This window comes from Actinomadura logoneensis (genome assembly GCF_003428695.1).
Classification (GTDB): Bacteria; Actinomycetota; Actinomycetes; order Streptosporangiales; family Streptosporangiaceae; genus Spirillospora; species Spirillospora logoneensis.
Map to the genome: position 1 here is coordinate 1 of NZ_QURH01001050.1, position 24,586 is coordinate 24,586.

General features: G+C 73.5%; 20 protein-coding genes and 1 tRNA gene. 16 read left to right on the forward strand and 5 right to left on the reverse strand.

Annotated elements, in window-relative coordinates:
• The 4 genes from DZF91_RS38045 to DZF91_RS38060 form a co-directional block, all read left to right on the forward strand.
• A partial coding sequence (locus DZF91_RS38045) for an iron chelate uptake ABC transporter family permease subunit (protein WP_147341571.1) occupies positions 1-212 on the forward strand: 212 nt, incomplete at its 5' end.
• A complete protein-coding gene (locus DZF91_RS38050; RefSeq protein WP_117361874.1) occupies positions 209-1,063 on the forward strand; it encodes an ABC transporter ATP-binding protein in 855 nt (284 codons plus the stop codon). The genes DZF91_RS38045 and DZF91_RS38050, both read left to right, overlap by 4 nt.
• Positions 1,064-1,214: 151 nt before the next feature.
• On the forward strand, positions 1,215-2,696 hold the full coding sequence (locus DZF91_RS38055) for an MFS transporter (protein ID WP_117361875.1): 1,482 nt from the start codon (positions 1,215-1,217) through the stop codon (positions 2,694-2,696).
• On the forward strand, positions 2,693-3,277 hold the full coding sequence (locus tag DZF91_RS38060) for a MarR family winged helix-turn-helix transcriptional regulator (RefSeq protein WP_117361876.1): 585 nt from the start codon (positions 2,693-2,695) through the stop codon (positions 3,275-3,277). Before DZF91_RS38055 ends, DZF91_RS38060 begins: the two co-directional genes overlap by 4 nt.
• A 137-nt stretch (positions 3,278-3,414) precedes the next feature.
• Here DZF91_RS38060 and DZF91_RS38065 read toward each other — a convergent pair whose 3' ends face one another.
• From DZF91_RS38065 to DZF91_RS38085, 5 genes are all read right to left on the reverse strand, one after another.
• Positions 3,415-4,065 carry an Rv1733c family protein gene (locus DZF91_RS38065; RefSeq protein ID WP_147341572.1) on the reverse strand — a complete coding sequence of 217 codons (651 nt, stop codon included), beginning with the start codon at positions 4,063-4,065 and terminating at the stop codon, positions 3,415-3,417.
• A 216-nt stretch (positions 4,066-4,281) separates the two neighbouring features.
• On the reverse strand, positions 4,282-5,805 hold the full coding sequence (locus tag DZF91_RS42535) for a wax ester/triacylglycerol synthase domain-containing protein (protein WP_235834859.1): 1,524 nt from the start codon (positions 5,803-5,805) through the stop codon (positions 4,282-4,284).
• 248 nt (positions 5,806-6,053) lie between these two features.
• Positions 6,054-7,040: an alpha/beta hydrolase gene (locus DZF91_RS38075; RefSeq protein ID WP_117361878.1), complete on the reverse strand. Its 987-nt coding sequence runs from the start codon at positions 7,038-7,040 to the stop codon at positions 6,054-6,056.
• Positions 7,041-7,255: 215 nt separating this feature from the next.
• A complete protein-coding gene (locus DZF91_RS38080; protein ID WP_117361891.1) occupies positions 7,256-8,827 on the reverse strand; it encodes an MFS transporter in 1,572 nt (523 codons plus the stop codon).
• A gap of 2 nt (positions 8,828-8,829) precedes the next feature.
• Positions 8,830-9,510, reverse strand: a complete 681-nt coding sequence (locus DZF91_RS38085; protein ID WP_117361879.1) for an LppX_LprAFG lipoprotein — start codon at positions 9,508-9,510, stop codon at positions 8,830-8,832.
• 154 nt (positions 9,511-9,664) lie between these two features.
• Between DZF91_RS38085 and DZF91_RS38090 the strand changes: the two genes are divergently transcribed.
• The 12 genes from DZF91_RS38090 to iolC all read left to right on the forward strand — a co-directional run bounded on the left by DZF91_RS38090 (position 9,665) and on the right by iolC (position 24,489).
• Positions 9,665-9,738: transfer RNA gene (locus DZF91_RS38090), tRNA-Ile, on the forward strand.
• 555 nt (positions 9,739-10,293) lie between these two features.
• Positions 10,294-11,055: a DeoR/GlpR family DNA-binding transcription regulator gene (locus tag DZF91_RS38095; RefSeq protein ID WP_117361880.1), complete on the forward strand. Its 762-nt coding sequence runs from the start codon at positions 10,294-10,296 to the stop codon at positions 11,053-11,055.
• Positions 11,052-12,422 carry a 6-phospho-beta-glucosidase gene (locus DZF91_RS38100; RefSeq protein ID WP_117361881.1) on the forward strand — a complete coding sequence of 457 codons (1,371 nt, stop codon included), beginning with the start codon at positions 11,052-11,054 and terminating at the stop codon, positions 12,420-12,422. The genes DZF91_RS38095 and DZF91_RS38100 overlap by 4 nt, the downstream gene beginning before the upstream one ends.
• Positions 12,419-13,633: a glycoside hydrolase family 76 protein gene (locus DZF91_RS38105; protein ID WP_199487177.1), complete on the forward strand. Its 1,215-nt coding sequence runs from the start codon at positions 12,419-12,421 to the stop codon at positions 13,631-13,633. Before DZF91_RS38100 ends, DZF91_RS38105 begins: the two co-directional genes overlap by 4 nt.
• 99 nt (positions 13,634-13,732) lie before the next feature.
• On the forward strand, positions 13,733-14,932 hold the full coding sequence (locus DZF91_RS38110; protein WP_235834860.1) for a carbohydrate kinase family protein: 1,200 nt from the start codon (positions 13,733-13,735) through the stop codon (positions 14,930-14,932).
• A 152-nt stretch (positions 14,933-15,084) separates the two neighbouring features.
• Complete coding sequence (locus tag DZF91_RS38115) at positions 15,085-16,443, forward strand: extracellular solute-binding protein (protein ID WP_117361884.1); 1,359 nt, start codon at positions 15,085-15,087, stop codon at positions 16,441-16,443.
• Between the two features lie 205 nt (positions 16,444-16,648).
• Positions 16,649-17,647: a carbohydrate ABC transporter permease gene (locus DZF91_RS38120; protein WP_117361885.1), complete on the forward strand. Its 999-nt coding sequence runs from the start codon at positions 16,649-16,651 to the stop codon at positions 17,645-17,647.
• Positions 17,644-18,435, forward strand: a complete 792-nt coding sequence (locus DZF91_RS38125) for a carbohydrate ABC transporter permease (RefSeq protein ID WP_117361886.1) — start codon at positions 17,644-17,646, stop codon at positions 18,433-18,435. Before DZF91_RS38120 ends, DZF91_RS38125 begins: the two co-directional genes overlap by 4 nt.
• Positions 18,436-18,456: 21 nt before the next feature.
• Entirely contained in the window at positions 18,457-21,135 is a 2,679-nt protein-coding gene (locus tag DZF91_RS38130; protein WP_117361887.1) for a sugar-binding protein, read from the forward strand.
• 410 nt (positions 21,136-21,545) lie between these two features.
• Positions 21,546-22,538 carry a Gfo/Idh/MocA family protein gene (locus tag DZF91_RS38135; RefSeq protein ID WP_117361888.1) on the forward strand — a complete coding sequence of 331 codons (993 nt, stop codon included), beginning with the start codon at positions 21,546-21,548 and terminating at the stop codon, positions 22,536-22,538.
• Positions 22,535-23,458, forward strand: coding sequence for a TIM barrel protein (locus DZF91_RS38140; protein ID WP_235834861.1), 924 nt, complete (start codon positions 22,535-22,537; stop codon positions 23,456-23,458). The genes DZF91_RS38135 and DZF91_RS38140 overlap by 4 nt, the downstream gene beginning before the upstream one ends.
• Positions 23,455-24,489 carry a 5-dehydro-2-deoxygluconokinase gene (gene iolC, locus DZF91_RS38145; RefSeq protein WP_268916013.1) on the forward strand — a complete coding sequence of 345 codons (1,035 nt, stop codon included), beginning with the start codon at positions 23,455-23,457 and terminating at the stop codon, positions 24,487-24,489. The genes DZF91_RS38140 and iolC overlap by 4 nt, the downstream gene beginning before the upstream one ends.
• Positions 24,490-24,586 lie beyond the last annotated feature (97 nt).

The following is a 24,586-nucleotide window of genomic DNA, read 5'->3' on the forward strand; positions in this document are numbered from 1 at the left end:
CGCCGCAGCTCGCCCGCCGCCTGACCCGCGCGACCGGCCCGAACGCCCTGCCCGCCGCCTGCCTCGGCGCCGCGCTCCTCGCCGCCGCCGACCTCGCCGGACAGCGCCTGGTCCCCGGCCACCAGCTCCCCGTCGGCGTCGTCACCGGACTCCTCGGCGGCGGCTACCTCATCCGGCTCCTCGGCACCGAACGAAAGGCAGGACGCCTGTGACCTCCAGCGCCGCCCCCACGTCCATCGGCCGCGAGGCCGTCGACCCCGAGGCCGCGCGGCTCGCGGCGTCGGGCCTCACGCTGGCCTACGACCGGCGCGTCGTCGTCCGCGACCTGGACGTGGCCGTGCCCGACCGCTCGTTCACCGTCGTCGTCGGGCCGAACGCGTGCGGGAAGTCGACGCTGCTGCGCGCCCTCGCCCGCGTCCTGCGCCCGTCCGCCGGGACGGTCACGCTCGACGGCGAGCGGATCGCGTCCTGGCCCGCCCGCAAGCTGGCCCGGACGCTCGGCCTGCTGCCGCAGTCGTCGGTCACGCCCGAGGGCATCACCGTCTCCGACCTGGTCGCGCGCGGCCGGTACCCGCACCAGGGCCTGCTGCGGCAGTGGACGCGCGAGGACGAGCGCGTCGTCGCGGAGTCCCTGGAGGCGACGGGCTGCGCGGCGCTGGCGTCCCGCGGCGTGGACGAGCTGTCGGGCGGGCAGCGGCAGCGGGTGTGGATCGCGATGGCACTCGCCCAGCAGACGTCGCTGCTGCTCCTGGACGAGCCGACCACCTTCCTCGACATCGCGCACCAGATCGAGGTGCTCGACCTGTGCGCGCGCCTGCACGCCGAGGGGCGCACGGTCGTCGCCGTCCTGCACGACCTGAACCAGGCCGCGCGGTACGCCACCCACCTCATCGCCATGCGGGACGGCCGGATCGTCGCCGAGGGCCCGCCCGCCGAGGTCGTCACCGCCGACCGCGTCGCGGAGGTCTTCGGACTGCGCTGCCGGGTCATCGACGATCCGGAGACCGGCACGCCGCTGGTCGTCCCGGCGGCCCCGGCCGCGCGGACGGTCCCGGCGGTGTAGCCGGGGAGCCCGCCGATCTCGGGAGCGGGGCGAGCGCGGCGCGGTCGGGAATGTCGGGCACGTCACGCGAAAGTGGCCTGTCCCGGTCCGAAGGATGGTTGTACCGTTACAACGGTTATACAGATACAACCATTCTTCTCTGGGGGTCCGGGTGCCGGAGACAGGCCGCCGCGGGCGGCTGCTCGTGCTGGCGATCTGCTGCATGAGCCTGCTGATCGTCAGCCTCGACAACACCGTCCTCAACGTCGCGATCCCCGCGATGCAGCGGGACTTCCACGCGTCCATGTCCGGGCTCCAGTGGACGATCGACGCCTACCTGATCGTCCTCGCCGGGCTGATGATCACCTCCGGCTCCACCGCGGACCGGCTCGGCCGCCGCCGGGTGTTCCAGGCCGGACTCGCGCTGTTCAGCGTCGGATCGCTGCTGTGCAGCCTCGCGCCCGGCCTCGGCTGGCTCATCGCGGCGCGGGTGGTGCAGGCGGTCGGCGGGTCCATGCTCAACCCCGTCGCCATGTCGATCATCACCAACACGTTCACCGAACCGCGCGAGCGGGCCCGCGCGATCGGCGTGTGGGGCGGGGTCGTCGGGATCAGCATGGCGGCCGGGCCGCTGGTCGGCGGCGTCCTGGTGGACTCGGTCGGCTGGCGCTCGATCTTCTGGCTGAACCTGCCGATCGGGCTCGCCGCGCTCGTCCTCACCCAGGTCTTCGTCCCCGAGTCGCGCGCGCCGCGCCCGCGCCGCCCCGACCCGGTCGGGCAGCTCCTGATGATCGTGACGCTCGGCACGCTGACCTACGCGATCATCGAGGGGGCCGCGCTCGGCTGGACGTCCGGGATCGTGCTCGGCTGCGCGGCGGTCGCCGCCGTCGCGCTCGCCCTGTTCGTCGCGCACGCGCTGCGGGCGGACGAACCGCTCATCGACGTCCGGTTCTTCCGCAGCATGCCGTTCTCCGGCGCGACGCTCATCGCGATCGGCGCGTTCTCCGCGCTCGCCGGGTTCCTGTTCCTGAACTCGATCTACCTGCAGAGCGTCCGCGGGCTGAGCGCGCTGCACGCCGGGCTGTACCTGCTGCCGATGGCCGCGGTGACCGGCGTCGTCGCGCCGCTGTCCGGACGGCTCACCGGATCGCGCGGCCCCCGCCTGCCGCTCCAGCTCGCCGGGGTGACGATGCTGGCCAGCGCGCTGCTGTTCGCCGTCTTCGACGGCGAGACCCGCGACGCCACCCTGTTCGCCGCCTACGCGCTGTTCGGGTTCGGCTTCGGCATGGTGAACTCGCCGATCACCAACACCGCCGTGTCCGGGATGCCGCGCGCCCAGGCCGGGGTCGCCGCCGCCGTCGCGTCCACCAGCCGGCAGATCGGCCAGGCCCTCGGCGTCGCGGTCTTCGGCGCGGTCGTCGGCGTCGCGGGCGCGTCCGCCTCGCACGGCGGCGCGGGCGCGGGACGCGGGGCCGTCGCGAGCGCGGGGTTCGTCGAGGCCGCCCGGCCCGCGTACTGGATCATGGCGGGATGCGCGGCGGCCGTGCTGGTCCTCGGTACCATCACCACCGGACGTCGCGCCGCCCGCACCGCGCTGCGCGCCGCCGAACTCACCGCGACCGACACGGCCAGGAGCCCGGTGAACACCCCATGACCAGCGACCCGCCCGCCCCGCACGCACCGGACCCGGACGTGCCGGGTTCCGGCCTGCCCCGTGAGCCCGGTGAGCCCGGAGTGTCCGGCGGGGACGCCGCGGACGACCCGGCCCGGCGCACCTGGAGCCACCTGCGCGAACTCCTCAACACGCACGGCGACCGGCGGCGGCAGGTGACCGAGGCGCTCGGCATGAGCTTCTTCCGGATCAAGGCGCTGCGCCGCGTCGCGCGCGGGCCGGTCGCCCTGCGCGACCTCGCGAGCGACCTGCTCACCGACCGCCCCTACACGACCCTCGTGGTGGACGACCTGACCGGGCGCGGCCTCGTCGAGCGCATCCCCAACCCGTCCGACCGGCGGTCCAAGCTCGTCCGGGCGACCGAGGCGGGGCTGGCGGCGGCGGCCGAGGCGGAGCGCATCCTCGGGACCCCGCCGCCCGCGATGTACGAACTGCCGCCGGACGACCTCGCCGCGCTCGACCGCATCGTCGTCCGCATCCTGGCCGGTCCCGGCACGGACGCGGGGGAGGCCGGTGAGGCCGGGGGCCGCCCGCCCTCACCCGCCTGGTCGCCCGAGTTCTGACGGCGGGGAGAGCCGCGCCCGGTATCCGGGACGGCGGGTTGGAACGGGCGGTCAGGGCGCGTCGGGTCAGGACGGCGCGTCAGGGACACGGCGGGTCAGGACGGCGCGTCAGGGACGCGGCGGTCAGGACGGGCCGGTCAGGACGGGCGGTTGTGGCCCGCGTCGGTGTCCATGCGGGCCCAGGCGGCGTCCCAGAGGGCGTCGCGGTGGCGGTCGCAGCGGCGGCGGACGAGCAGGTAGACGCCGAGGAACGGGAGCACGACGACCAGGGCCGCGCCCGCCCCGGCGTATCCGGCGTCGGTGACCGTCCGGCCGTGCGGGCGCGGCGGCGTCACCGCCCGGCCCGTGACATCGGTCCAGATGGTGTGCCGCGACCCCGCGCGGGCGTCCTTCCAGCCGGTCAGCACGCCGACGCGGGTGCTGCCGTCCGGGGCCGTCCAGTGGGCGCGCAACGCCTGGTGGGCGTACCGGTCGCCGGTCGAGCCGACGCCGACCGCCTCGGCGGTCGCGACCGCGCGGTAGCGGGCGGCGTGCTCGGCGCGCTCGGCGTTCATCCCGGACCGGTACGACCAGCGCGCGCACGTCACGGCGGCGAGCGGGACGGCGACCAGCGCGAGCGCGAGCAGGACGAACGCCACGGCGCGCTGCAGGCGGTCGACCGGGCGGCGCAGCTCGCTCGGCAGCAGGCCCGCCCGGCGCGCGCACCGGCACGTCCACGTGCCGGCCGTCCACCTCGCGTCACCGTCCGCGGCGGCGCGGCGCGGCGCTCCCGGACTGAACCAGCTCATCGTCGTCACCTCCCCGGGAGGACCCGGTGAGAGGCCGTCGGCCATCCTTTTCCAGGATATTCCGGAGTGCGGTCGCGGGCACAGGGTCGAAACGTTTTGGGGAGGTCCGTTAGGGGCACGGCGTCCCCTCCGGCCCAGCCTGCACCCCGTTCCCAGCGGGCCACCACCCGGTTGATCCTTTCTGACTTCGAGGAGTTACGGCATGTCCGGATACGGTCATGCCAGGGCGAGCAGCTCGGCGACCCCGGCGGAGGCGCCCTTCGCGTACGTCTCCAGGTCGGGCATCGCGTCGAAGTCGGCGGTGATGCCGAAGTACAGCGTGCCGCAGTAGCTGATCACCGCCGTCGCGACCCGGATGCCGCCGGTCAGCGGGACGTACGGGTGCAGTTCGAGCAGGCGGCGGCCCATCACGTACAGCGGGAAGTCGGGTCCGGGCACGTTCGTCGTCACGGTCTGGACCAGGCCCTGCCGCAGCCGCACCGGCACGCGCGCGGCGAGCGACAGCAGCGCGGGCGCGACGGCGGCGTCGGTGAGCCGGGTCAGCGTCCGGGTGCCCGCCGCCTGCTCGCTGCGCTTCACGTCGTCGGTCTGGGTCCGGATGCGGCGCAGCCGTTCGAGCGGGTCGTCCACGCCCACGGGCAGGTTCACGAACACCGCCGCGACGCGGTTGTCCATCACCCCGCGCCCGCCCGGCTCGCGCACCGAGACCGGGACCGCCGACCGGACGACGGTGTCGGGCGTGAGCACGCCGCGCGCGTTCAGCAGGTCCCGGTACCCTGCCGTCACGGCGGCGAGCACCACGTCGTTGACCGTCCCGCCGAGGGAGCGCTTCACCGCCTTCGCCTCGTCCAGCGGGACCGTCTGCCAGTACCAGCGGCGGTGCGGGCCGATCGGGCCGTTCAGCGACGCCGCCGCGGGCCGCGTGAACCGCGCCGTCGCCCGCCCCGCGCCGAGCGCGAACGCCCCCAACCGCCGGACCGCTCCCGTCTCCCGCCGCGCGCCCGGACCCGTGGGCCCGGCCGGTTCGCGGGACGTCGCGGGCTCCGCGGCCGGAAGTCCGGGTTCCGCCGGGTCGGGTCCGGCGGTCAGCGCGCGCAGCGTCTCGGGTGTGGCGAGGTCGCGGAGTGCGGCGAGCCCGCGCGTGAGGCCGAGCCCGCGCGCGACGTCCATGCCCTGCTGGACGGGCTGGGTGACCGCGCGCCGCGCCGCCTCGGCGAGCAGCTCCAGCGTGGACGGCTCCGGGGCGGGCGACCACGGCTGCGGGTCGTCCGGCGGACGGTAGTCGGGGGACAGGTCGAACATCACGGTCGCCAGGTCCATCCCGGCGACGCCGTCCACCATGCAGTGGTGGACCTTGGCGATCAGCGCCCAGCGGCCCTCGGCCAGGCCCTCCACCAGCCAGATCTCCCAGAGCGGCTTGTCCCGGTCGAGGCGCTGCCCGAGCACCCGGCCGGCCAGGTTGCGCAGCTGCTCGTCGGTCCCGGGCGCGGGGACGGCCGTGTGCCGCACGTGGTACAGGATGTTGAAGTGCGGATCGTCCGCCCACACGGGACGTCCGAGGTGCAGCGGCACGCTCCGGACGCGCTGCCGGTAGCGCGGCACGAGCGGCAGCCGCGCCACGATCTGCCGGATCAGGTCCCCGTAGGACGGCGCGGGACCCTCGAACACGACCACCGACGCCACGTGCAGCGGCGTGTTCTCGTCTTCCAGAAGGTAGAAGCTGGCGTCGAGCCCGGACATGTGATGCACCGTCGCCTCACAGTGTTGCGCTGCCGAAGGTGCGTTGAAGGTTTCCCGCTGGGGTCGCGTCCAATCGCGTCCGCCCGCCCGCCGGATGGCCGCTGCCGGTCGCGTCCGGTGACACCGCAGGTCGGCGCGCGGTGCCGTCGCGGGTCGCGTCCGGCGGCGCTGAGGGTCGCGTCCGGTGACGCTGAGGGACGCGTCCGGCGGCCGTCCGTTCAAGGGGCAGGCGGTCGTCCGCTCCGGGGTCAGGCGGCGGCGGTGCCGGGACGGCGGGAGCCCGACGGCGCGGCGCGGGGCGCGGTGTGCTCGCTGACGAACGCGCCCACCTCGTGCAGCGCCGCCAGGCCCTCCGGGACGAGGTCGGCGAACACCTGGAACACGTGCACCTGGTTCTCCCAGACCTGTAGGCGGCACGGGACGCCGGCGGCGGTGAGGCGTTCGGCCATCAGCTCGGCGTCCGGCAGCAGCATCTCGCTGGAACTGACCTGGATGAGCGTCGGCGGCAGCCCGGCCAGGTCGGCGTTCACCGGTGACACGGCCGGGTCGAGCGGCACCGCGCCCTCGGTGAGCAGCGCCGCCAGCCGCCGCACCCGGCGGGCGGGCAGGTAGGCGTCCAGGCGGGCGTTGGCGTGCGCGACCTTGGCGGTGTGGTCCAGGTCGGTGAGCGGCGCGAGCGCGACCAGCGCGGCCGGACGCGGCAGCCCCTCGGCCATCGCGCGCAGGGTCGCGGCGAACGCCAGGAACCCGCCCGCCGAGTCGCCCGCGACCGCGATCCGGTCGGCCGAGTACCCCTGGTCGAGCAGCCACCGGTAGGCGCCCACGGCGTCCTCGACCGACACCGCGAGCGGCACCTCCGGAAGCTGCCGGTAGGCGACGGACAGGACCGGCGCGCCGGACGCCGCCGCGATCCGCGCGATCATCCGGCGGTGCGTCCGCAGCCCGCAGGAGAAGAAGCCGCCGCCGTGGAAGTACAGCACCGCCCGGTCGGGCGCGGCGTGCGGCGCGCGCACCCATTCGGCCCGGACGCCGCCGGACGCGACGGGCTCGACCTCCGCCCAGCGCGGCGTCGGCAGCGCCAGCGGCGCGGCCAGGTCGATCGCGACCGCCGGGCGCAGCCCGTGCCGGTTCAGCGGCCACACCGACAGCAGCGGACCGACCGTCAGCCGCAGCCCGCGCGCGGTCAGCCGGGACCGGACGGTCGTGCCGGGCCGGGACTCCACGAGAAGGTCCATCACGTCTCCCCACGGTGCGCGGACGCGGTCGCTGGTGACCAAGCGGTCACTCGGGCGGCCTGGCGTCAGGCTGCCCCGCGACGATCACCGTGTCAAGAGATCGGCCCCGGTGGCCGTGACGTTTCCGACGGATGACGGTGGCGTTGCCGGCGTCCGACGGCGGCGGTATCGCGCCACGCGACCACCCGTTGGGACGCACGGAAGTGTGACTCAGTTCACTCGGAGGAGAAGTCGCTGTCCGTGGCGGAATCCGAGGCGGCGGCGGAGGCGCGCGCCGGGCGGATGAGGAGCGCGAGGAGCGCGCCGAGCGCGCACAGCCCCGCCGTGATCCAGAAGATCTCCGTGTACTCGGTGTGCAGCGCGGCCTTCAGGGCGGCCTTGTACGCCGCGAACTTCCTGCTGAAGCCCTCGTCGAACGGCAGCGGCATCTCCAGGTGCGCGGTCAGCGCCCCGAACCGGTAGAAGCCCCACCCCGACAGCGCGGCGATCCCGAGCAGCATCCCCATCATCCGCGCCACGACCACCGCCGCCGACGCCACGCCGTGCCGCGCGGCCGGGACGAACCGCAGCGCCGCCGACGACACCGGCGCGATCACCAGGCCGAGGCCGAGCCCGGTCACGACCAGGTCGGCGTCCACGCGGGGGAGGGGGCCGTACGACGCGTCCGCGACGTCCATCGGCCAGGTCGCGACCAGCGCGAACCCGGCCGCCGAGAGCAGCATCCCGGCGACCGCCGGCCACCGCTCGCCGAACCGGTGCGCCAGCCACCCGCCGAGCACCGCCGCGACCGGCAGCGCCACCAGGAACCGCGTCAGCAGCAGCGCGCCGCCCACGTCGTCCTTGCCGAGGAGCGTGCGCGCCATCAGCACGACGTCCACGAGCGTCACCATCAGCGCCGCCCCGGACAGCAGGCTCACGCCGAGCGTCGCCAGCAGCGGCCCGCGCCGCACCCCGGACAGGTCGAACAGGCGCGTGCGCGCCCGGACCTCCCACAGGACGAACGCGACCAGCGCCGCCACGCCCGCCGGGAGCAGCGCCCATCCCCACGGCGGCAGCGCCGACCGCTGCGGATCGGGGTTGTACAGCCCCACGACCAGCAGCCCGAGCCCGAGCGCCAGCAGGGCCCCGCCGACCGCGTCCACGCCCCGCGCCCGCTCCCGCGGCCGTCCGCCGGGGACCGAGAGGTGGACCGCGACCATCGCGACCGCGGTCAGCGGCACGTTGATCCAGAAGATCGCCCGCCAGCCCAGAGCCGCCGCGATCCCGACGCCGTACAGCGGGCCGAGCACGCTGCCGAGCTCCTGCGCCGCGCCGACCGCGCCGAGCACGACCGACCGGTTCCGCTCCGGCCACAGGTCGCCGGCGAGGGCCATCGTCACCGGCAGCAGCGCGCCGCCCGCGACGCCCTGCACGACGCGTCCGGCCGTCAGCGCCCAGACCGCCTCCGAGCCCTCCAGATGCGCGGGCCACTCCCCGGCGACCGCCGTGACCAGCGACCCGAGCGCGAACAGCAGCAGGCACCCCTGCAGGACGGCCCGCCGCCCGAACCGGTCCGAGACCTGGCCGAGCAGCGGCATCGCCGCGACGTAGCCGAGCAGGAACCCGGTGATCACCGGCGTGACCCGCTCCAGCCGGTTCACCGGCACGCGCAGGTCGGTCACGATCGGGACCAGGACGGTCGAGATGACGTAGGCGTCGAGCGAGGCCAGCAGCACCACCGCCGCGCCCACGCCGATCGCGGTGCGCCGCCGCCGCGCGTCCGGGCGCGCCGGGGCCTCTGCCGTCACGGTCACTGCGGTGCGCTGATCTTGTAGGGCCGGTCGTACTCGGTGAAGTCGATGGTCGCCGCCGCGCCCTTGGCGAGGTTCCCCTTCACCCGGACGAGCCGGTGCGACGCCTTGTCGATCCACAGCTGCCCGGCCACGTCGCCGTCGATCCCGGGCACGATCTTGCCGATGGACGCCTGGGGCAGCGTCCCGCCGACCCGGTAGCAGTCCTTGCCGGCCACGTTCTCCTCGGCCTGCGCCTTCGGGTCCTTGAGCGAGGCGAGCATCTTGGCGACGCCCCGGTCCGGGTCGAGGACGGCCGAGGTGTCGTACACCGTCCCGGCGAGGACCTTCGGCACCTTCCGCCAGTCCTTGCCGGTCATCCCCTTGATGTACACCGCGTCGCCGAGCGCGACCAGCTTCATCTCACCCACGGCGCCGGACTGCGACACCTGGACGGTGCCCTCGCCGTCCCCGTTCCGCAGCAGCCTCAGGTCGCCGCCGCGCACCAGCAGGCCCGAGTCGCCCTGCGTCCGCAGCGTCACCCCGACGCTGCTCACCTTCCCCATGGCCTCGGACGCCTGCCTCACCACCTGCCCGGCGTCGAAGTGCGCGGTCTCCTCCTTGGAGCCGCCCCCCTTGCATCCCCCGACCACGAGCAGGGCGAGCACCACGACCACGAACCGCCGAACAACCTTGGACATAGCCCGGACCCTACCGACCGCTCACCGGGCACGTCACTCGGTAGCAGGGATGATCCGGCACCCCCCGAGAGGACTACAGTGGCCGCCCCGCGCCTTCCCCCGCTAAGCTGACCCCGGCACGCCCCCAGGACCACCACCGTCAAGGGGCGCTCCGGGGGCGGTAGCTCAGCCGGTCAGAGCAGGGGACTCATAATCCCTGGGTCGCGGGTTCGAGTCCCGCCCGCCCTACACACATCACCGCCCCCAGACCCGCGCGACCGCGGATGCGATCTGCGGGCCGTCCGGTCGCGGATCTCCGAGCCCGGCCCTGCCATTCCCTGCGCCGCCCACCCGTCGGGTGCCCGTGTGCCAGAAGTCGTGCAGGCGCGCACGCAAGCGTCGTAGAGGGACACGGGCAGACACCATGCAGGGATGCGCGCGCGAACCGTGCACGGACGCATGCGGGACGGGGACATCCGGGGCTCGTTGCGCGTGTTCGAGCGGCTTTTCTCAAGGTGAGTCGGCAACTGACGCCGCCTCGCGGGCCTTGACTTCGGGTGGGGTTCGGGCGCGTTCTGACGATCTTTGCTGACAGGGGCATCCGGGCGGGCGGCCTTGCCGGACGATCTCTTGCGGCAGCGTGACCAGCGGGTGTCCTGGAACGTTCCCAAAGTTGACGCGGGCGCCTGACTCCAGTGCGGTTTTGACAGAGTCTTCGCACGTCAGAAGGGTCGATGACCGGGTTTTGAGCAACTTCTTCCCAGGTGGTGACTGACATCACGCAGCGGTGTTACGTTCACCTGCGTGACATCGAGCAAGCGCCGTGCGCAGATCGTTTCGTCGGTCCGCACGAAGGGGGCGGCGTCGGTCCGGGAGCTGGCCGAGAGCCTCAAGGTGAGCGAGTCGACGATCCGCCGTGATCTCGACGTGCTGGACCGCAACGGCGAGCTCGTGCGGACCTACGGCGGGGCCGCGCCCTCGCCGCAGCAGGCGGCGCTGGAGATCTCCTTCGCCGCCTCGGCCGAGCGCGACAGCGAGGGCAAGGAGGCGGTGGCCCGCCGTGCCGCCGAGCTCGTCGAGGACGACATGGTCGTCGTGCTCGACATCGGCACCAGCACCCGGCTCATCGCCCGGCACCTGCGCGGCCGGCCGGTCACCGTCATCACCGCCAACCTGGCGGTGTTCGACGAGCTGCGCGACGACCCCGCCGTCCGGCTGGTGCTGGTGGGCGGCGTCGTCCGGCGCAACTACCTCTCGCTCGTCGGGTCGCTCGCCGAGTCCGCGCTCCGCCAGGTCAGCGCCGACCTGGTCTTCCTCAGCTGCACCGGGGTGCGCTCCAACGGCCACGTCGTGGACGACATGGAGGTGGAGACCCAGATCAAGCGGGCGATGATCGAGGCCGCCGACCGGGTCGTCCTGGTGGCGTCCGAGAGCAAGTTCCCCGGCACCGGTTCGCTGCGCGTGTGCTCCCTCGACCAGCTCGACACGCTCGTCACGACCGCCGGTGCCGATCCCCAGACTCTCGAGCTCTGCCGCCAGGCGGGTGGAAAGGTGATCATCGCATGAAGCTGGCCATTCTCGGCGGCGGTGGGTTCCGGGTGCCGTACGTGTACCAGGCGCTGCTGCGCGACCAGGGCGAACCGCGCATCGACGAGGTCTGGCTCCAGGACTCCGACGCCGGACGCCTGGAGGGCATGGCGGCCGTGCTCGCGACGCTCGCCGAAGGCGCGCCGGACGCGCCTAAGGTGCACACCAGCACCGGGCTCGACCAGGCCCTGGAGGGCGCGGACTTCGTCTTCGCCGCGATCCGGGTCGGCGGGCTCGCCGGGCGGGTCTGCGACGAGCGGGTCGCGCTCGACCTGGACGTGCTCGGCCAGGAGACCACCGGCCCCGGCGGCCTGGCCTACGGGCTGCGCACGATCCCGGTGATGCTCGACATCGCGCGGCGGGTGAAGGCGCTGGCGCCGGACGCCTACGTCATCAACTTCACCAACCCCGCGGGGATGATCACCGAGGCGATGCGGGACGTGCTCGGCGACCGGGTGATGGGGATCTGCGACACCCCGTCCGGTCTCGGCACGCGCGTCGCCGCGGCGCTCGGCCTCGACCCCGGCCGGCTCCAGCTCGACTACGTGGGACTGAACCACCTCGGCTGGATGCGCCGGATCCTGCACGACGGCGTCGACATCATGCCCGCCCTGCTCGCCGACGACGCGGTGCTCGGGTCGCTGGAGGAGGGTGTGGTCTTCGGGACGGAGTGGCTGCGCGACCTCGGCGCCATCCCGAACGAGTACCTGTACTACTACTACTTCAACCGGGAGGCGGTGCGCGCCACCCTGGACGCGCCGCAGACGCGCGGCGAGTACCTGGCCAGGCAGCAGGCCGCGTTCTACGAGCGGATCGCCGGCGCGTCCGGCGGCGCCGCCCTGGAGATGTGGCGCGAGACCGTGGCCTCGCGCAGCGCCAGCTACATGGCCGAGGTGAAGGGCGCGAGCGCCGGCGACGAGCTGGAGGACCACTCCGGCGTCGACCCGGTCGACCAGGGCTACGCCGGGGTCGCGCTGAGCGTGATGAACGCGATCAGCCGCAACGAGCGCGCCCAGATGATCCTCAACGTCGGCAACGGGTCGACCGTCGCGGCGCTGCCCGGCGACGCGGTCGTCGAGGTGCCGGTCATGGTCGACGCGAACGGCGTCCACCCGCTGTCGCTCGCCCAGCCCGACCTGCACCAGACCGGGCTCATGCAGCAGGTCAAGGCCGTCGAGCGGCTGATCATCAGCGCCGCGCGGAACGGCTCGCGCGCCGACGCCGCCAAGGCGTTCGCGCTGCACCCCCTCGTCGACTCGGCCGCCGTGGGACGCCGGCTGCTGGACGGCTACATCGACCGCATCCCCGAGGTGGCCGCGGTCTTCGCGAAGGAGCCGACCACGTGACCGGACGATGTAGGCCGCGGCTGCTCGGCAGGCCCCGAGCTCTCGGCAGGTCCCGGGCGCTCGGCAGGTCCCGGGCGCTCGGCAGGGCCCGGACCCTCGGTGGGCCCCGGATGCTCGGCGTGCTGGCCGCGGGGCTCGTGATGGCGCTGCTCGCCGGAACCGCCCCGGCCCACGCCTCCGCGCGCCGCGACTCCCGGCGCGCGGACCGGGCGCGGGCGGGCGCGGCCGTGGACGCGATGATGCGCTTCTACGACCGGGAGTCGGGCCGCTGGGACCCCGAGGCCCCGTGGTGGCAGTCCGGCAACGCCCTCCAGGCCCTGCTCGACTACATGGACAGGACCGGCGACCGCCGTCTCATGGCCGCGGCGGAGAACACCGTCGCCCGGCAGCGCGCGCCCCTGCCCTGGTGGCCGGAGGGCGGCGGCGAGTTCCGCGCCGACTCCACCGACGACACCGGCTGGTGGGCCCTCGCCATGGTCCGGATGTACGACCTCACCCGCGACCGCCGCTACCTCGGCATCGCCGAACTCGACGCCGACTACATCCGCCGGTACTGGGACGACACCTGCGGCGGCGGCGTCTGGTGGGACATCCCCGGCAGGAGCTACAAGAACGCGATCAGCGTGGAGCTGTACTTCTCGCTGCTCGCATCCCTCCACAACCGCATCCCCGGAGACCGCGTTTACCTCACGCGCGCCCGCGAGGCGTGGACGTGGTTCCGGCGCAGCGGAATGATCAACGACGCGAACCTCGTCAACGACGGCCTGACCACGCAGTCCGGCGGGTGCGCCAACAACGGCGGGACGACCTGGACCTACAACCAGGGCGTCGTCCTCGGCGGGCTCAGCGAGCTCTACAAGGCGACGCACGACCGGTCCCTGCTGGTCGAGGCGCGCCGCATCGCCGACGCCGTCGTGAACAGCCCGCGGCTGTCTCCGGACGGCATCCTCACCGAGCCGTGCGAGGCGGCCGGGAGCTGCAACGCCGACCAGGCGGCGTTCAAGGGCATCTTCGTCCGCAACCTCGCCGAACTCGACCGGGTGCTGCCCGGTCGTCCCTACCGCGGCTACCTGCGCCGGCAGGCGGCATCGCTGTACGCCCACGGGAGCGACGGGCACGACCGGTACGGACTGAGCTGGTCCGGACCGTTCGACCGCGCGGACATCTCCCGGCAGGAGTCCGCCGTGTCGCTGCTGACCGCCGTCCTCTGACCATCCGGGACCGGGCCGCCCCGGAACCGCCAACGATCCGCCATTGTCCTGACATTCGGTCAACTTGTCATCAACCTGACCCCCACGAGAGGAGGCATCATGACAGCAGACATCCTGAACGGGGCCATGCGGGCGGAGTCCGCCGGGGAGACCCCCGGGCAGGCGGTCGCCGGCCGTCCGCCCGAGCCGTCGCTCGCGGACCCCTGCGCCGAGCGCGACCTCGGCGGCGCGCTGCTCCGCCGCGCGGACGGCGGGCGTGACGCCGGGGAGGCGCCCGGCCTGGACGTCTTCCTGAGCGGCCAGGTCTTCATGGACATGATCTTCACCGGGCTGCCCGGGCTGCCGCCGCCCGGCACCGAGCTGTACACCGAGGGGCTCGGCTCGGCGCCCGGCGGCATCGCCAACATCGCGGTGGCGATGAGCAGGCTCGGCCTGCGCGTCGGCCTCGCCGCGCCGTTCGGCGACGACCTGTTCGGCAACTACCTGTGGCGCACGCTCTCCGAGCAGGAGGGCGTCGACCTCGCCTGGTCGCGGCGGGTGCCCGGATGGCCGACGCCCGTCACGGTGTCGATGGCCTACCACTCCGATCGCAGCATGGTCACCTACGAGAAGCCCGTCCCCGAGGGCGCCGCGGGCTTCGCGGGCGAGGCCCCGCCGAACGCGCGGGCCTGCTTCATCGACATCGACGGCCCCGTCCCCGACTGGGCGAAGGAGATGCGGCGCGCGGGCGCGCTGGTCTTCGCCGACCTCGGCTGGGACGCGACCGGGACCTGGTCGAGCGAGGTGATCGACCGGCTGCGGGACGTGGACGTGTTCATGCCGAACGCCGTCGAGGCGATGGCCTACACGCGCACGAGCACGCCCGAGGAGGCCGCCCGCGTGCTGTCCGCACGGGTGCCGGTGGTCGTGGTGAAGCGCGGCGGGGACGGCGCGATCGCGATCGACTCCCGGACGGGCGAGGTCGCCGAGACCACGGCGCTGCCGGTCGAGGCGCTGGACGCCACCGGCGCGGGCGACGTCTTCGGGGCCGGGTTCGTGTTCGGGACGCTGGCGGACCTCCCCCTTCCCGAGCGGCTGAAGTTCGCCAACCTCTGCGCGGGCCTGTCGGTCCGGCACCGCAGCGGGTCGCTGGGCGCGCCCTGCTGGGGGGAGATCGCCGCCTTCGGCGAGTCGGGGGAGATACCCGAGACCGCGCTCGAGCCGTACGCCTTCGTCGTGGACTTCCTCCCCGAGATGGCGTCCGACACCGTCGTCCGGGCCGAGCCCACCCTCCGGGCGGAGCCCGCGCAGCCGTCCTGATCCCCGCTCACGACCCCGCCCCCGCCCCCCCGCAACGCACCATAACTGGCAAAGCGCCACAATCAGCGCAGCACAGTCAGCACCACCGCACACACAGCACCACAGAACAGCACCACAGAAGAGAACGACCAGCACAGGAAGGAGCCGCTGAAATGCCGACACGATTGACGCGGGGGGCGGTCGCGACGGCCGCGGCCCTCGCGATGACGCTCGCCGCCGCGTGCGCTCCCGGCACGTCCAACGACAAGCCCGCGAACAAGGCGCCGAGCGCCGTCAGCACCGACGTGGCCAAGGCCGGCGACGTCACCCTCACCGTCTGGGACCAGGAGGTCCAGGGCGGGCAGCGGCAGCAGATCGAGACGCTCAACAAGCGGTTCATGGCCAAGTACCCGAACGTCAAGATCAACCGCGTGTCGCGGTCGTTCAACGACCTGCAGAAGACGCTGCGGCTGGCGCTGTCGGGCAGCAACCCGCCGGACGTCGTCGAGGCCAACCAGGGCTACGCGAACATGGCCCAGTACGTGAAGGCGGGGATGCTGCTCCCGCTGGACTCCTACGACCAGGTCTACGGGTGGAAGAAGCGCTACCCGAAGGGCCTGATGGACCTGAACAGCGTCACCCCGGACGGCAAGCTCATCGGCTCGGGCAACCTCTACGGCGTCTCGCTGAACGGTGAGATCGTCGGGATGTACTACAACAAGGAGAAGCTGGCCAAGCTCGGCGTCCAGCCGCCCAGGACGTGGGCGGAGTTCGACCAGGCCCTCGCCACCGCCAAGAGCAAGGGCGAGGTCCCGATCGCGTTCAACAACCTGGAGAAGCTGCCCGCGATGCAGCTCTACGGCATCCTCCAGGACGGCCTGGCCGACAAGGAGTCGGTCCGCAAGCTCGTCTTCGGCAGCGGCGGTTCCTGGACGGACGGCCCGAACGTGCAGGCCGCGCAGAAACTCGCCGACTGGTCCCGCCAGGGCTACCTCACCAAGGACCCCAACTCCCGCAAGTGGGACGACACCCCCGCCGACTTCGCCAAGGGCGAGGGCGTGTTCATGTTCGGCGGCACCTGGTGGGCGCCCGACCTGGCCGACCGCATGAAGGACAAGGTCGGCTTCGTCCTGCCGCCGGCCGCCCAGGCGGGTCAGCCCGTCTCGACCCTGGGCGGCGAGAGCCTGCCGTGGTCGATCACCGCCAAGTCCAAGCACTCGGACGTGGCGGCGGCCTACATCAACTTCATCACCTCGCCCGAGGCCATGGACGTCTCCGTCGAGACCGGGAACCTGCCCGTGCTCGCCGCGCCGACCAAGCAGCCGTCGCTGCCGCTGATGAAGGACGTGTCGGCGGCCTGGGCCGAGCTGAGCAAGAACGACGGCACGACCCCCTACAACGACTACACCACCCCCACCTTCACCGACGCGTTCGGCGGTCCGCTCCAGGAGCTGGTCGCCGGCAAGAAGTCCGCCCAGGACGTCATGAAGGCGGCGCAGGACGACGCCGCCGCCTTCCAGAAGAAGAAGTAACGGCCGGCCTCGCCGCCGGGACCGCCGTGAACGGCCGGAACGCCGGAAGCGCTCGAAGCGCCGGAGCACGGCCGAACGCCGGGAGCGCCGACAGCGCGCCCAGCGCCGGAAGCGGCCGTCCCGGCGCCCCGGCGGCGAGACCAGGATCGATCGGCAGAGCCACATCGATCGGCCATATCGATCGGCAGAGCCAAGGAGTCCGCCCATGACCACCGTCGCGCGGCAGAAGTCCCGCAGAACCGGGGAGAAGCCGCCCGGCACCCGTGCCGAACGCCGCGCGGAACGGCGCGCCGAACGCAGCGCGGGAGGCCGGGTGAAGGGCCGCGCCCCAGGCGAGGCCCGCAACATCGGCTGGCTGTACATCCTGCCGGCGCTGCTGGTGTACGGGGCGTTCCTGCTCTGGCCGCTGGTGCGCGGCGTGCAGTTCTCGTTCTACGACTGGGACGGGCTCGGCAGCGCGACCTGGGCCGGATTCTCCAACTACACCACCACCTGGACCGATCCGGCGCTGCGCGGCTCGTTCGGGCACCTGCTGGTCCTGGTGGTCTTCTACTCGATCCTGCCGTGCTGCATCGCGTTCGTCCTGGTGGCCGCGATGTCGCGGACGAAGATCCGCGGCATGACGTTCTTCCGCACGGTGCTGTTCCTGCCGCAGGTCATCGCGATGGTCGCGGTGGCCGTGGCCTGGCAGTGGGTCTACTCCGCCGACGGCCCGGTCAACACCGTCCTCGGCCGGCTGCACGACGCCGGGCTGCCCGACTGGCGGCACGGCTGGCTGGGGGACTTCACCTTCGCGCTGCCGGCGGTGGGACTGGTCGGCACCTGGGTCGAGATCGGTCTGGCGTTCGTGCTGTTCATGGCGGGCGTCCAGCGGATCCCGCGGGAGCTGTACGAGGCCGCGCGCATCGACGGGGCCGGGCCGGTCCGCGAGTTCTTCGCGGTCACGCTGCCGGGCCTGCGGCGCGAGCTGGCGGTGGCGCTGACGCTGACCACGACCATGTCCCTCCGCAACTTCGACCTCATCTACATGGCCACCGGCGGAGGCCCGGGCAACGCCACCAAGGTGCCCGCGTACGAGGTCTACAACCGCACGTTCAACACCGGCGAGGTCGGCCTCGGCTGCGCGATCGGCATCACCATGGCGGTGCTGCTGTTCGCCGCCACCGCCGCCATCGGCCGCCTGGTGGAAGGGAAGGGCGCATGACCTCGCGGCGGGAGCTGTTCCTCAACCACGCGATCCTGACGCTGTTCGCCGTCATCGCGCTGTTCCCGATGGCCGGTGTGGTGGTGAAGGCCCTCCAACTGCCGGACGTGGAGTTCGGGAACTTCGCCACGGCGTGGCACGACGGGCACTTCGCCACCTACCTGCGCAACAGCGTGATCGTCACGTCGGTCACGGTGGTCGTCTCCGGGGTCCTGTCGATCATGGCGGGGTACGCGCTGGGCGCCATGCGGTTCCGCGGCGCCTCGGTGCTGTTCCTGCTGTTCCTGGCCGGGCTGACCATCCCCACCGAGACCATCGTGGTGCCGCTGTACTTCGACCTGCGGTCGGTCGGCCTGGACAACAGCTACGCGGGGCTGATCCTGCCGCAGGTGGCGATGTCGGTCGCGTTCGGCACGTTCTGGATGCGCGCCTTCTTCCGCAGCGTCCCGCCGTCGCTGCTGGAGGCCGCCCGGATCGACGGCGCGTCCAGCTGGACCACGCTCTGGCGGGTGCTGGTCCCGGTCGGCAAGCCGGCGATCCTCACCATGGTGCTGCTGACCAGCATGTGGACCTGGAACGAGTTCCTGCTCCCGCTGGTGATCGTCAACTCGGACGAGGGGCTGCGCACCGCGCCCCTCGGGCTGTCCTTCTTCCAGGGCGCCCACAAAACCGACTACCCGCTGCTGATGGCGGGCGCGCTGATCATCGCGGCGCCCGTCATCGTCGTCTATGTCTTCCTGCAACGACAGTTCATCGCAGGAATGCTCTCGGGGGCCATCAAGGAGTAGGGAACGAAGAGGAGAGCTGCTGTGCGAAGACTCACCCTGCCCGCAGTCCTGTCCGCGGCCCTGGCCGCGTCGGCGGTCTCGCTGGTCGGCGCGCCCGCCCAGGCCGCACCGGAACGGCCCGACCAGGGGCGACTGGACGTGCTGTTCGTCGGGGCCCACCCCGACGACGAGGCCGGCACGCTGTCGACCCTCGGCCAATGGAACGAGTTCGACAAGGCGCGGACCGGCGTCCTCACCGTCACCCGCGGTGAGGGCGGCGGCAACGCCGCAGGCAACGAGGAAGGACCGCCGCTCGGCCTGCTCCGTGAGAGCGAGGAGCGCCGCGCGGTCGGCAAGGCCGGCGTCACCGACATCCACTATCTCGACAAGGTCGACTTCTTCTACACGGTGAGCGCGCCGCTCACCGACGACACCTGGGGGCACGACGCGACCCTGGCGAAGGTCGTGCGGCTGGTGCGCCAGACGCGGCCCAAGGTCATCGTGACCATGGAGCCCGCGCCGCTGCCCGGGCAGCACGGCAACCACCAGCAGGCCGCGCGCCTGGCGACCGAGGCGTACTTCGCCGCGGCCGACCCGAAGGCGTTCCCCTCGCAGCTCAGCGAGGAGAAGCTGCGGACCTGGTCGCCCGGACGGCTGTTCGGCACGGGCGGAGCGTCCGGCCCCGCCGGCCCGTCCTGCGCGGCCGACCTGACCACGACCAGTCCGGCCACGCTGTCGTACGGCGTGTGGGGAGGCCGTGCCTCCGCACGCAACGGCGGCAAGACCTGGGCGCAGGTCGAGCGCGAGGCGCAGCGGACCTACGTGAGCCAGGGCTGGGGCGGTTTCCCCGACGCGCCGGCGGACCCGGCCAAGATCGGTTGCGACTACTTCACGCAGATCCATTCCCGTGTGCCGTTCACGCTGGGCAACACCGACCCGGCGGCGATGCTCGAGGGCGCGGTTCAACCCGTCAAGGGCGGGCTTCCGCTCGGCAGCCGGTTCTACCTGACCAGCGACTTCGGGGTGACGCCCGGACGCGCTTTCACGGTGACCGCGCACGCCTCGTCCCCGCGCGCCCTGGACGGCGCCAAGGCGGCGCTCACGGTGCCGCCGGGTTGGAACGTGACAGGTTCGGGTTCGCTCGGCACGCTCTCGGACGGTGAACGCACCACCGCGTTCACCGTGACGCCCCCGGCGGACGCCAGGACCGGCCGCGTGCGGATCGCCGCGACGCTCACCGCGGGCGCGGCCTCGGGGCAGACCTCCTCGATGGTCGAGGTCCGGCCGGCCGTCACCGGGCTGCAGGAGCCGCTGCCGCGCGTCGCGGACTTCGACGCCTGGGCCGCCAGGAACGGCGTGCCCGCGCTCACCGGCCGGATGAAGCGCGTGCTCACGCTCGCGTCCGGCACGTCGCGCCAGGTGCGGATCGACCTGGCCAACACCACCTCGTCCGCGCAGTCGGGCACGGTGCGGCTGGACCTGCCGAAGGGCTTCTCCGCGGACGCGGAGTCCAAGCCGTTCACGCTCGCGGCCGGTGCCAAGGGCGCGGCGACGTTCACCGTCACCAACACCGACGCCTCCCTGCCGACCTCCAACCAGGGCGGCTCCGGCGGCGACTACGACCTCACCGTCACCACCACCCCCTCGTCCGGCGCGGCCGACGTGCAGAAGGGCGGGCTCGAACTCGTCCCGACCGCGCAGCTCTCCAAGGCGACGACCGCTCCGGCGATCGACGGCAAGGAGTCGGCCGGCGAGTACCCGGGCCAGGAGATCGACCTGTCCCGCATGTGGGAGGGGACGGCCTGCGACTCGGCCGCCGACTGCTCGGCGACCGGCAAGGTCTCCTGGACCGACGACGCGCTGAACGTGCTGGTCAAGGTGCGCGACGACAAGCAGGGCACGGTCCTCGGCGCGGACGACTGCAAGCGCCACTGGCGGTCGGACTCGGTCGAGATCGCGATCGACCCGCGCGGTGACTCCGAGAACACCTCCACCACGTTCAAGACCGGCATCTTCCCGCGGATGTCGGACGGCAAGCCCTGCTTCGAGCGGGACGCCGACGCCCACCAGGGCCCGGGCGCGGAGACCGCTCCCGGCATGCAGGTCGCGTCGGTCGTGAACGAGCCGTACGACGGCTACACGATCGAGGCGAAGATCCCGTTCAAGGACCTGCCGACCGCCGTGGACCCGGCGCGGATGGGCCTGAACATCTTCGTCTACGACTCCGACACGCAGGACAAGACCGGTCAGACCCGTATCGGCTGGTCCACCTGGGGCGGCGTGCAGGGCGACCCGTACCGGTGGGCCGTCACGTCCCTGCCGGGCTACACCCCGCCGTCGGGGCTGCCGACCACGCCGCCTCCGCCGGTCATGCCGACCGACGCGGCCACGTCGGTGAACTCGCCGGAGTCGATCCTCCAGGCGGTGCGCACGGGCGTCCCGCTGGCGGCGACGTCCGCCGCGCCCGCGTCCGACACCGCGCGGATCGTGGGCCGGCCGAAGGTCTCGGGCGGCTCGGTCACCTTCGAGCTGCTGGCGACCGGACCGGGCACGGCGTACGTCCACGTGTGGGACGGCAAGGTGCTCGGGACCAGGAAGGTCGACATCGGCCGGGCGGGCGCCCGGAGCGTGACGGTGCCGGGCGCGAGCGGCTGGCTGACCGTGGCCTTCGAGTCCCGGAAGGGCGGCACCGCGAGCAGCGCGGCGCAGCTGACCGGCTGACCTGACGCGGCGGTCGCCGGCCCGGGGAGACGCCCGGGTCGGCGACCGCTGCGGTGACCCCTCGCCGCGGATTCCTGGCCGCCGGCCGTCTGTCCCGAGCGTGTGCGAGAACGCGTGTGGCCGGCCCGGTACAGGTGGGTGCCGTACTCCACGGCGTCCCCTTGTCGGCGAAGGCCGTCCGGGTCATGGTGAGCAGGGGAGTGCGGGGCCGCGCCGCCCCCGGTCGAGCGCCACGGTGGGTCCTCGCGTCCGACAAGGATGGCGGACCGACCGCTTTTGACTTAACGTCCTTATGTCACGACAAACTATTGACAGTCCTTGGAGCGTTCCATGAGACTCGGTCACGTCGGCGCGGACGCCGGCGACGGCATGGGGAGGGCGCGTATGCGGCGGACGGAAGGCGCGGTCACATGAGGGTCGGACTGGCCGGGGCGGGACGGATCGGAGCGGCGCACGCGGAGACGCTGGGCGGCCTGGTCGACGAGGTCGTCGTCGCCGACGCGGACGCCGGGCGCGCCCGGGAGGTCGCCGCCAAGCTCGGCGCCGAGGCCGCGGACGGGGTGGACGGGCTGTTCTCGGCCGGCCTGGACGCCGTGGTCGTCGCCACGCCGACGTCCACGCACGCCGAACTGGTGATCAGGGCGGTCGAGGCGGGGCTCCCGGTCTTCGTCGAGAAGCCGCTCGCCGCGGACCTGGACGGAACGATCCGGACCCTCGCCGCGCTGCGCGGGTCCGACGTGCCGGTGCAGGTCGGCTTCCAGCGGCGCTTCGACCCGGGCCACGTCGCCGCGCGCGACGCGGTGGCCTCCGGGCGCCTCGGCTGGGTCCACACGGTGCGCTCGCTGACCCTCGACCGCGTCCCGCCGCCGGACGAGTACATCCCGACCTCCGGCGGCCTCTTCCGGGACTGCTCGGTCCACGACTTCGACGCCGTCCGGTTCGTCACCGGACGCGACGTCACCGAGGTGGCCGCGACCGGCGCCAACCACGGGCCGGGGGCGTTCGCCGCGTCCGGCGACGTGGACACCGGCTCGGCGCTGCTCACGCTCGACGACGGCGCGGTCGCCGTCGTCTCCGCGTCCCGGTACAACGCCGCCGGCTACGACGTGCGGCTGGAGGTGCTCGGCTCGCGCGCCGGAGTCGTCGCCGGGCTGGACGACCGGACCCCGCTGTCCCCGGCCGGCGACGGCTACCGGCCCGCGGGCCCGCCGCACGCCGGGTTCCTGGAGCGGTTCGCCGAGGCGTACGCGGCCGAGCTGCGCGCCTTCGTCGGCATGGTCGCGGGCGGCACCGCGAGCCCGTGCCCGCCCGAGGAGAGTCTGGAAGCGCTCTACGTGGCCGAGGCATGCGGGATCTCCCGCCGCGAGAGGCGCACCGTCGCGATCGAGGAGGTACGCAGGTGAGCAACGAGACCACGGCCGAGCTGGGCGCCGCCGGACAGGGCACCGCAGGGCCGGTCGCCGCCGGACGGATCGCCGCCGCCCCCATCTCCTGGGGCGTCTGCGAGGTCCCCGGCTGGGGCCACCAGATGGAGCCCGGACGGGTGCTGGCCGAGATGCGCGCCCTCGGGATCGGCGCGACCGAGTTCGGCCCGGACGGCTTCCTGCCCGCCGATCCGCGCGACCGGTCCGCGCTGCTGGCCTTTCACGGGCTGGCGCCCGTCGGCGGGTTCGTCCCGCTCGTCCTGCACGACCCGGACCGCGACCCGGTGCCGGAGCTGGCGCGCGCGCTCGACGCGTTCGGCGATCCGGGCGCCACGGTCGTGCTGGCCGCCGTCACCGGACTGGACGGCTATGACGAGCGGCCCGTCCTGGACGCCGGGAACTGGGCGGCCCTGTTCCGCAACCTCGACCGCGCCGCGGCCCTCGCCGCCGAGCGCGGCCACCGGGCGGCCCTCCATCCGCACGTCGGCACGGTCGTCGAGCGGCGCGAGGAGGTCGACCGGGTGCTGGCGGGATCGGACGTCCCGCTCTGCCTGGACACCGGGCACCTGCTGATCGGCGGCACCGACCCGCTGGAGCTGGCCCGTTCGGCCGCCGCGCGGATCTCCCACGTGCACCTCAAGGACGTGGACGCCGCGCTGGCCGAGGGCGTCCAGGCCGGACGCGCGACCTACACGGACGCGGTCCGCGCCGGGATCTACCGTCCGCTCGGCCAGGGCGACATCGACATCGCGGGCATCGTCGCCTCGCTCGAAGGCGCCGGCTACGGGGGCTGGTACGTCCTCGAACAGGACACCATCCTGGAGTCCGAGCCCGCACCGGACGCGGGGCCGCGCCGCGACGTGAGCACGAGCCTGGCCTTCCTCGGGAGGACGCCGTGACCTTCGACCTCATCACGATGGGGCGGGTGAGCGTGGACCTCTACCCGCTCCAGTCGGGCGTCCGGCTGGAGGACGTCGAGTCGTTCGGCAAGTACCTCGGCGGCAGCCCGACCAACGTCGCGGTCGCGGCGGCCCGGCACGGCGACCGCGCCGCGGTGGTCACCCGGACCGGCGCGGACCCGTTCGGCCGGTTCGTCCACCGCAAGCTCGCCGAGTACGGGGTGGACGACCGGTTCGTCACCGCCGTCCCCGGCCTGCCGACGCCGCTGGCGTTCTGCGAGGTGTTCCCGCCCGACGACTTCCCGCTCTATTTCTACCGGCACCCCAAGGCGCCCGACCTGGAGATCCGTCCAAACGAGCTCGACTTGGACGCCATCGCCGCTGCCCGGATCTTCTGGGCGACGGTGACCGGCCTGTCCCAGGAGCCGAGCCGGGAGGCGACGCTGGCCGCGCTCGCCGCCCACCCGGGCACGACCGTCCTGGACCTGGACTGGCGGCCGATGTTCTGGGAGTCCCCCGAGGAGGCCGGGGACCTGGTCGCCCGCGCCCTGGAGCACACCACCGTGGCGGTCGGCAACCTGGACGAGTGCGAGGTCGCGGTCGGCGAGCGCGAGCCGCGCGCCGCCGCCCGCGCGCTGCTGGACCGGGGCGTGTCCGTCGCGATCGTCAAGCAGGGGCCGCGCGGCACGCTCGCCGCGTCGGCGGACGGGTTCGTCGAGGTCCCGCCGACGCCGGTCGAGGTCGTCAACGGCCTCGGCGCCGGCGACGCGTTCGGCGGCGCCGTCTGCCACGGCCTGCTGCGCGGCTGGGACCTCGAGCGGATCGTCCGCTTCGCCGGCGCCGCCGGGGCGATCGTCGCGTCGCGGCTCGCCTGCGCGGACGCGATGCCCGACTCCGGCGAGGTCGAACGCCTGCTCGCCGCGACCGCCGCGACCGACTCCACGGACGCCACCGACCCCGCCGACGCCGCCGACGTGATCCACGCGATCCACGCGATCGACGGAACCCATGACAAGGAGAGCACGGTTTGAACACCCGCACGTTCGCCGAACGCCACGCGGAGCTGGTCGCGATCCGGGCCGCCCGGCCCGGCGCGATCGCCGAGGCCGCCGCCCGCCGCGCGCGGCC

Bases quoted from the DNA above. Each gene is read 5' to 3' on its own strand.
- DZF91_RS38100 (WP_117361881.1), top strand. From the start codon at position 11,052: ATGAAGCTGGCCATTCTCGGCGGCGGTGGGTTCCGGGTGCCGTACGTG.
- DZF91_RS38115 (WP_117361884.1), top strand. From the start codon at position 15,085: ATGCCGACACGATTGACGCGGGGGGCGGTCGCGACGGCCGCGGCCCTC.
- DZF91_RS38085 (WP_117361879.1), bottom strand. From the start codon at position 9,510: ATGTCCAAGGTTGTTCGGCGGTTCGTGGTCGTGGTGCTCGCCCTGCTC.
- DZF91_RS38110 (WP_235834860.1), top strand. From the start codon at position 13,733: ATGACAGCAGACATCCTGAACGGGGCCATGCGGGCGGAGTCCGCCGGG.
- DZF91_RS42535 (WP_235834859.1), bottom strand. From the start codon at position 5,805: ATGTCCGGGCTCGACGCCAGCTTCTACCTTCTGGAAGACGAGAACACG.
- DZF91_RS38135 (WP_117361888.1), top strand. From the start codon at position 21,546: ATGAGGGTCGGACTGGCCGGGGCGGGACGGATCGGAGCGGCGCACGCG.
- DZF91_RS38060 (WP_117361876.1), top strand. From the start codon at position 2,693: ATGACCAGCGACCCGCCCGCCCCGCACGCACCGGACCCGGACGTGCCG.
- DZF91_RS38120 (WP_117361885.1), top strand. From the start codon at position 16,649: ATGACCACCGTCGCGCGGCAGAAGTCCCGCAGAACCGGGGAGAAGCCG.
- DZF91_RS38125 (WP_117361886.1), top strand. From the start codon at position 17,644: ATGACCTCGCGGCGGGAGCTGTTCCTCAACCACGCGATCCTGACGCTG.
- DZF91_RS38075 (WP_117361878.1), bottom strand. From the start codon at position 7,040: ATGGACCTTCTCGTGGAGTCCCGGCCCGGCACGACCGTCCGGTCCCGG.
- DZF91_RS38065 (WP_147341572.1), bottom strand. From the start codon at position 4,065: ATGAGCTGGTTCAGTCCGGGAGCGCCGCGCCGCGCCGCCGCGGACGGT.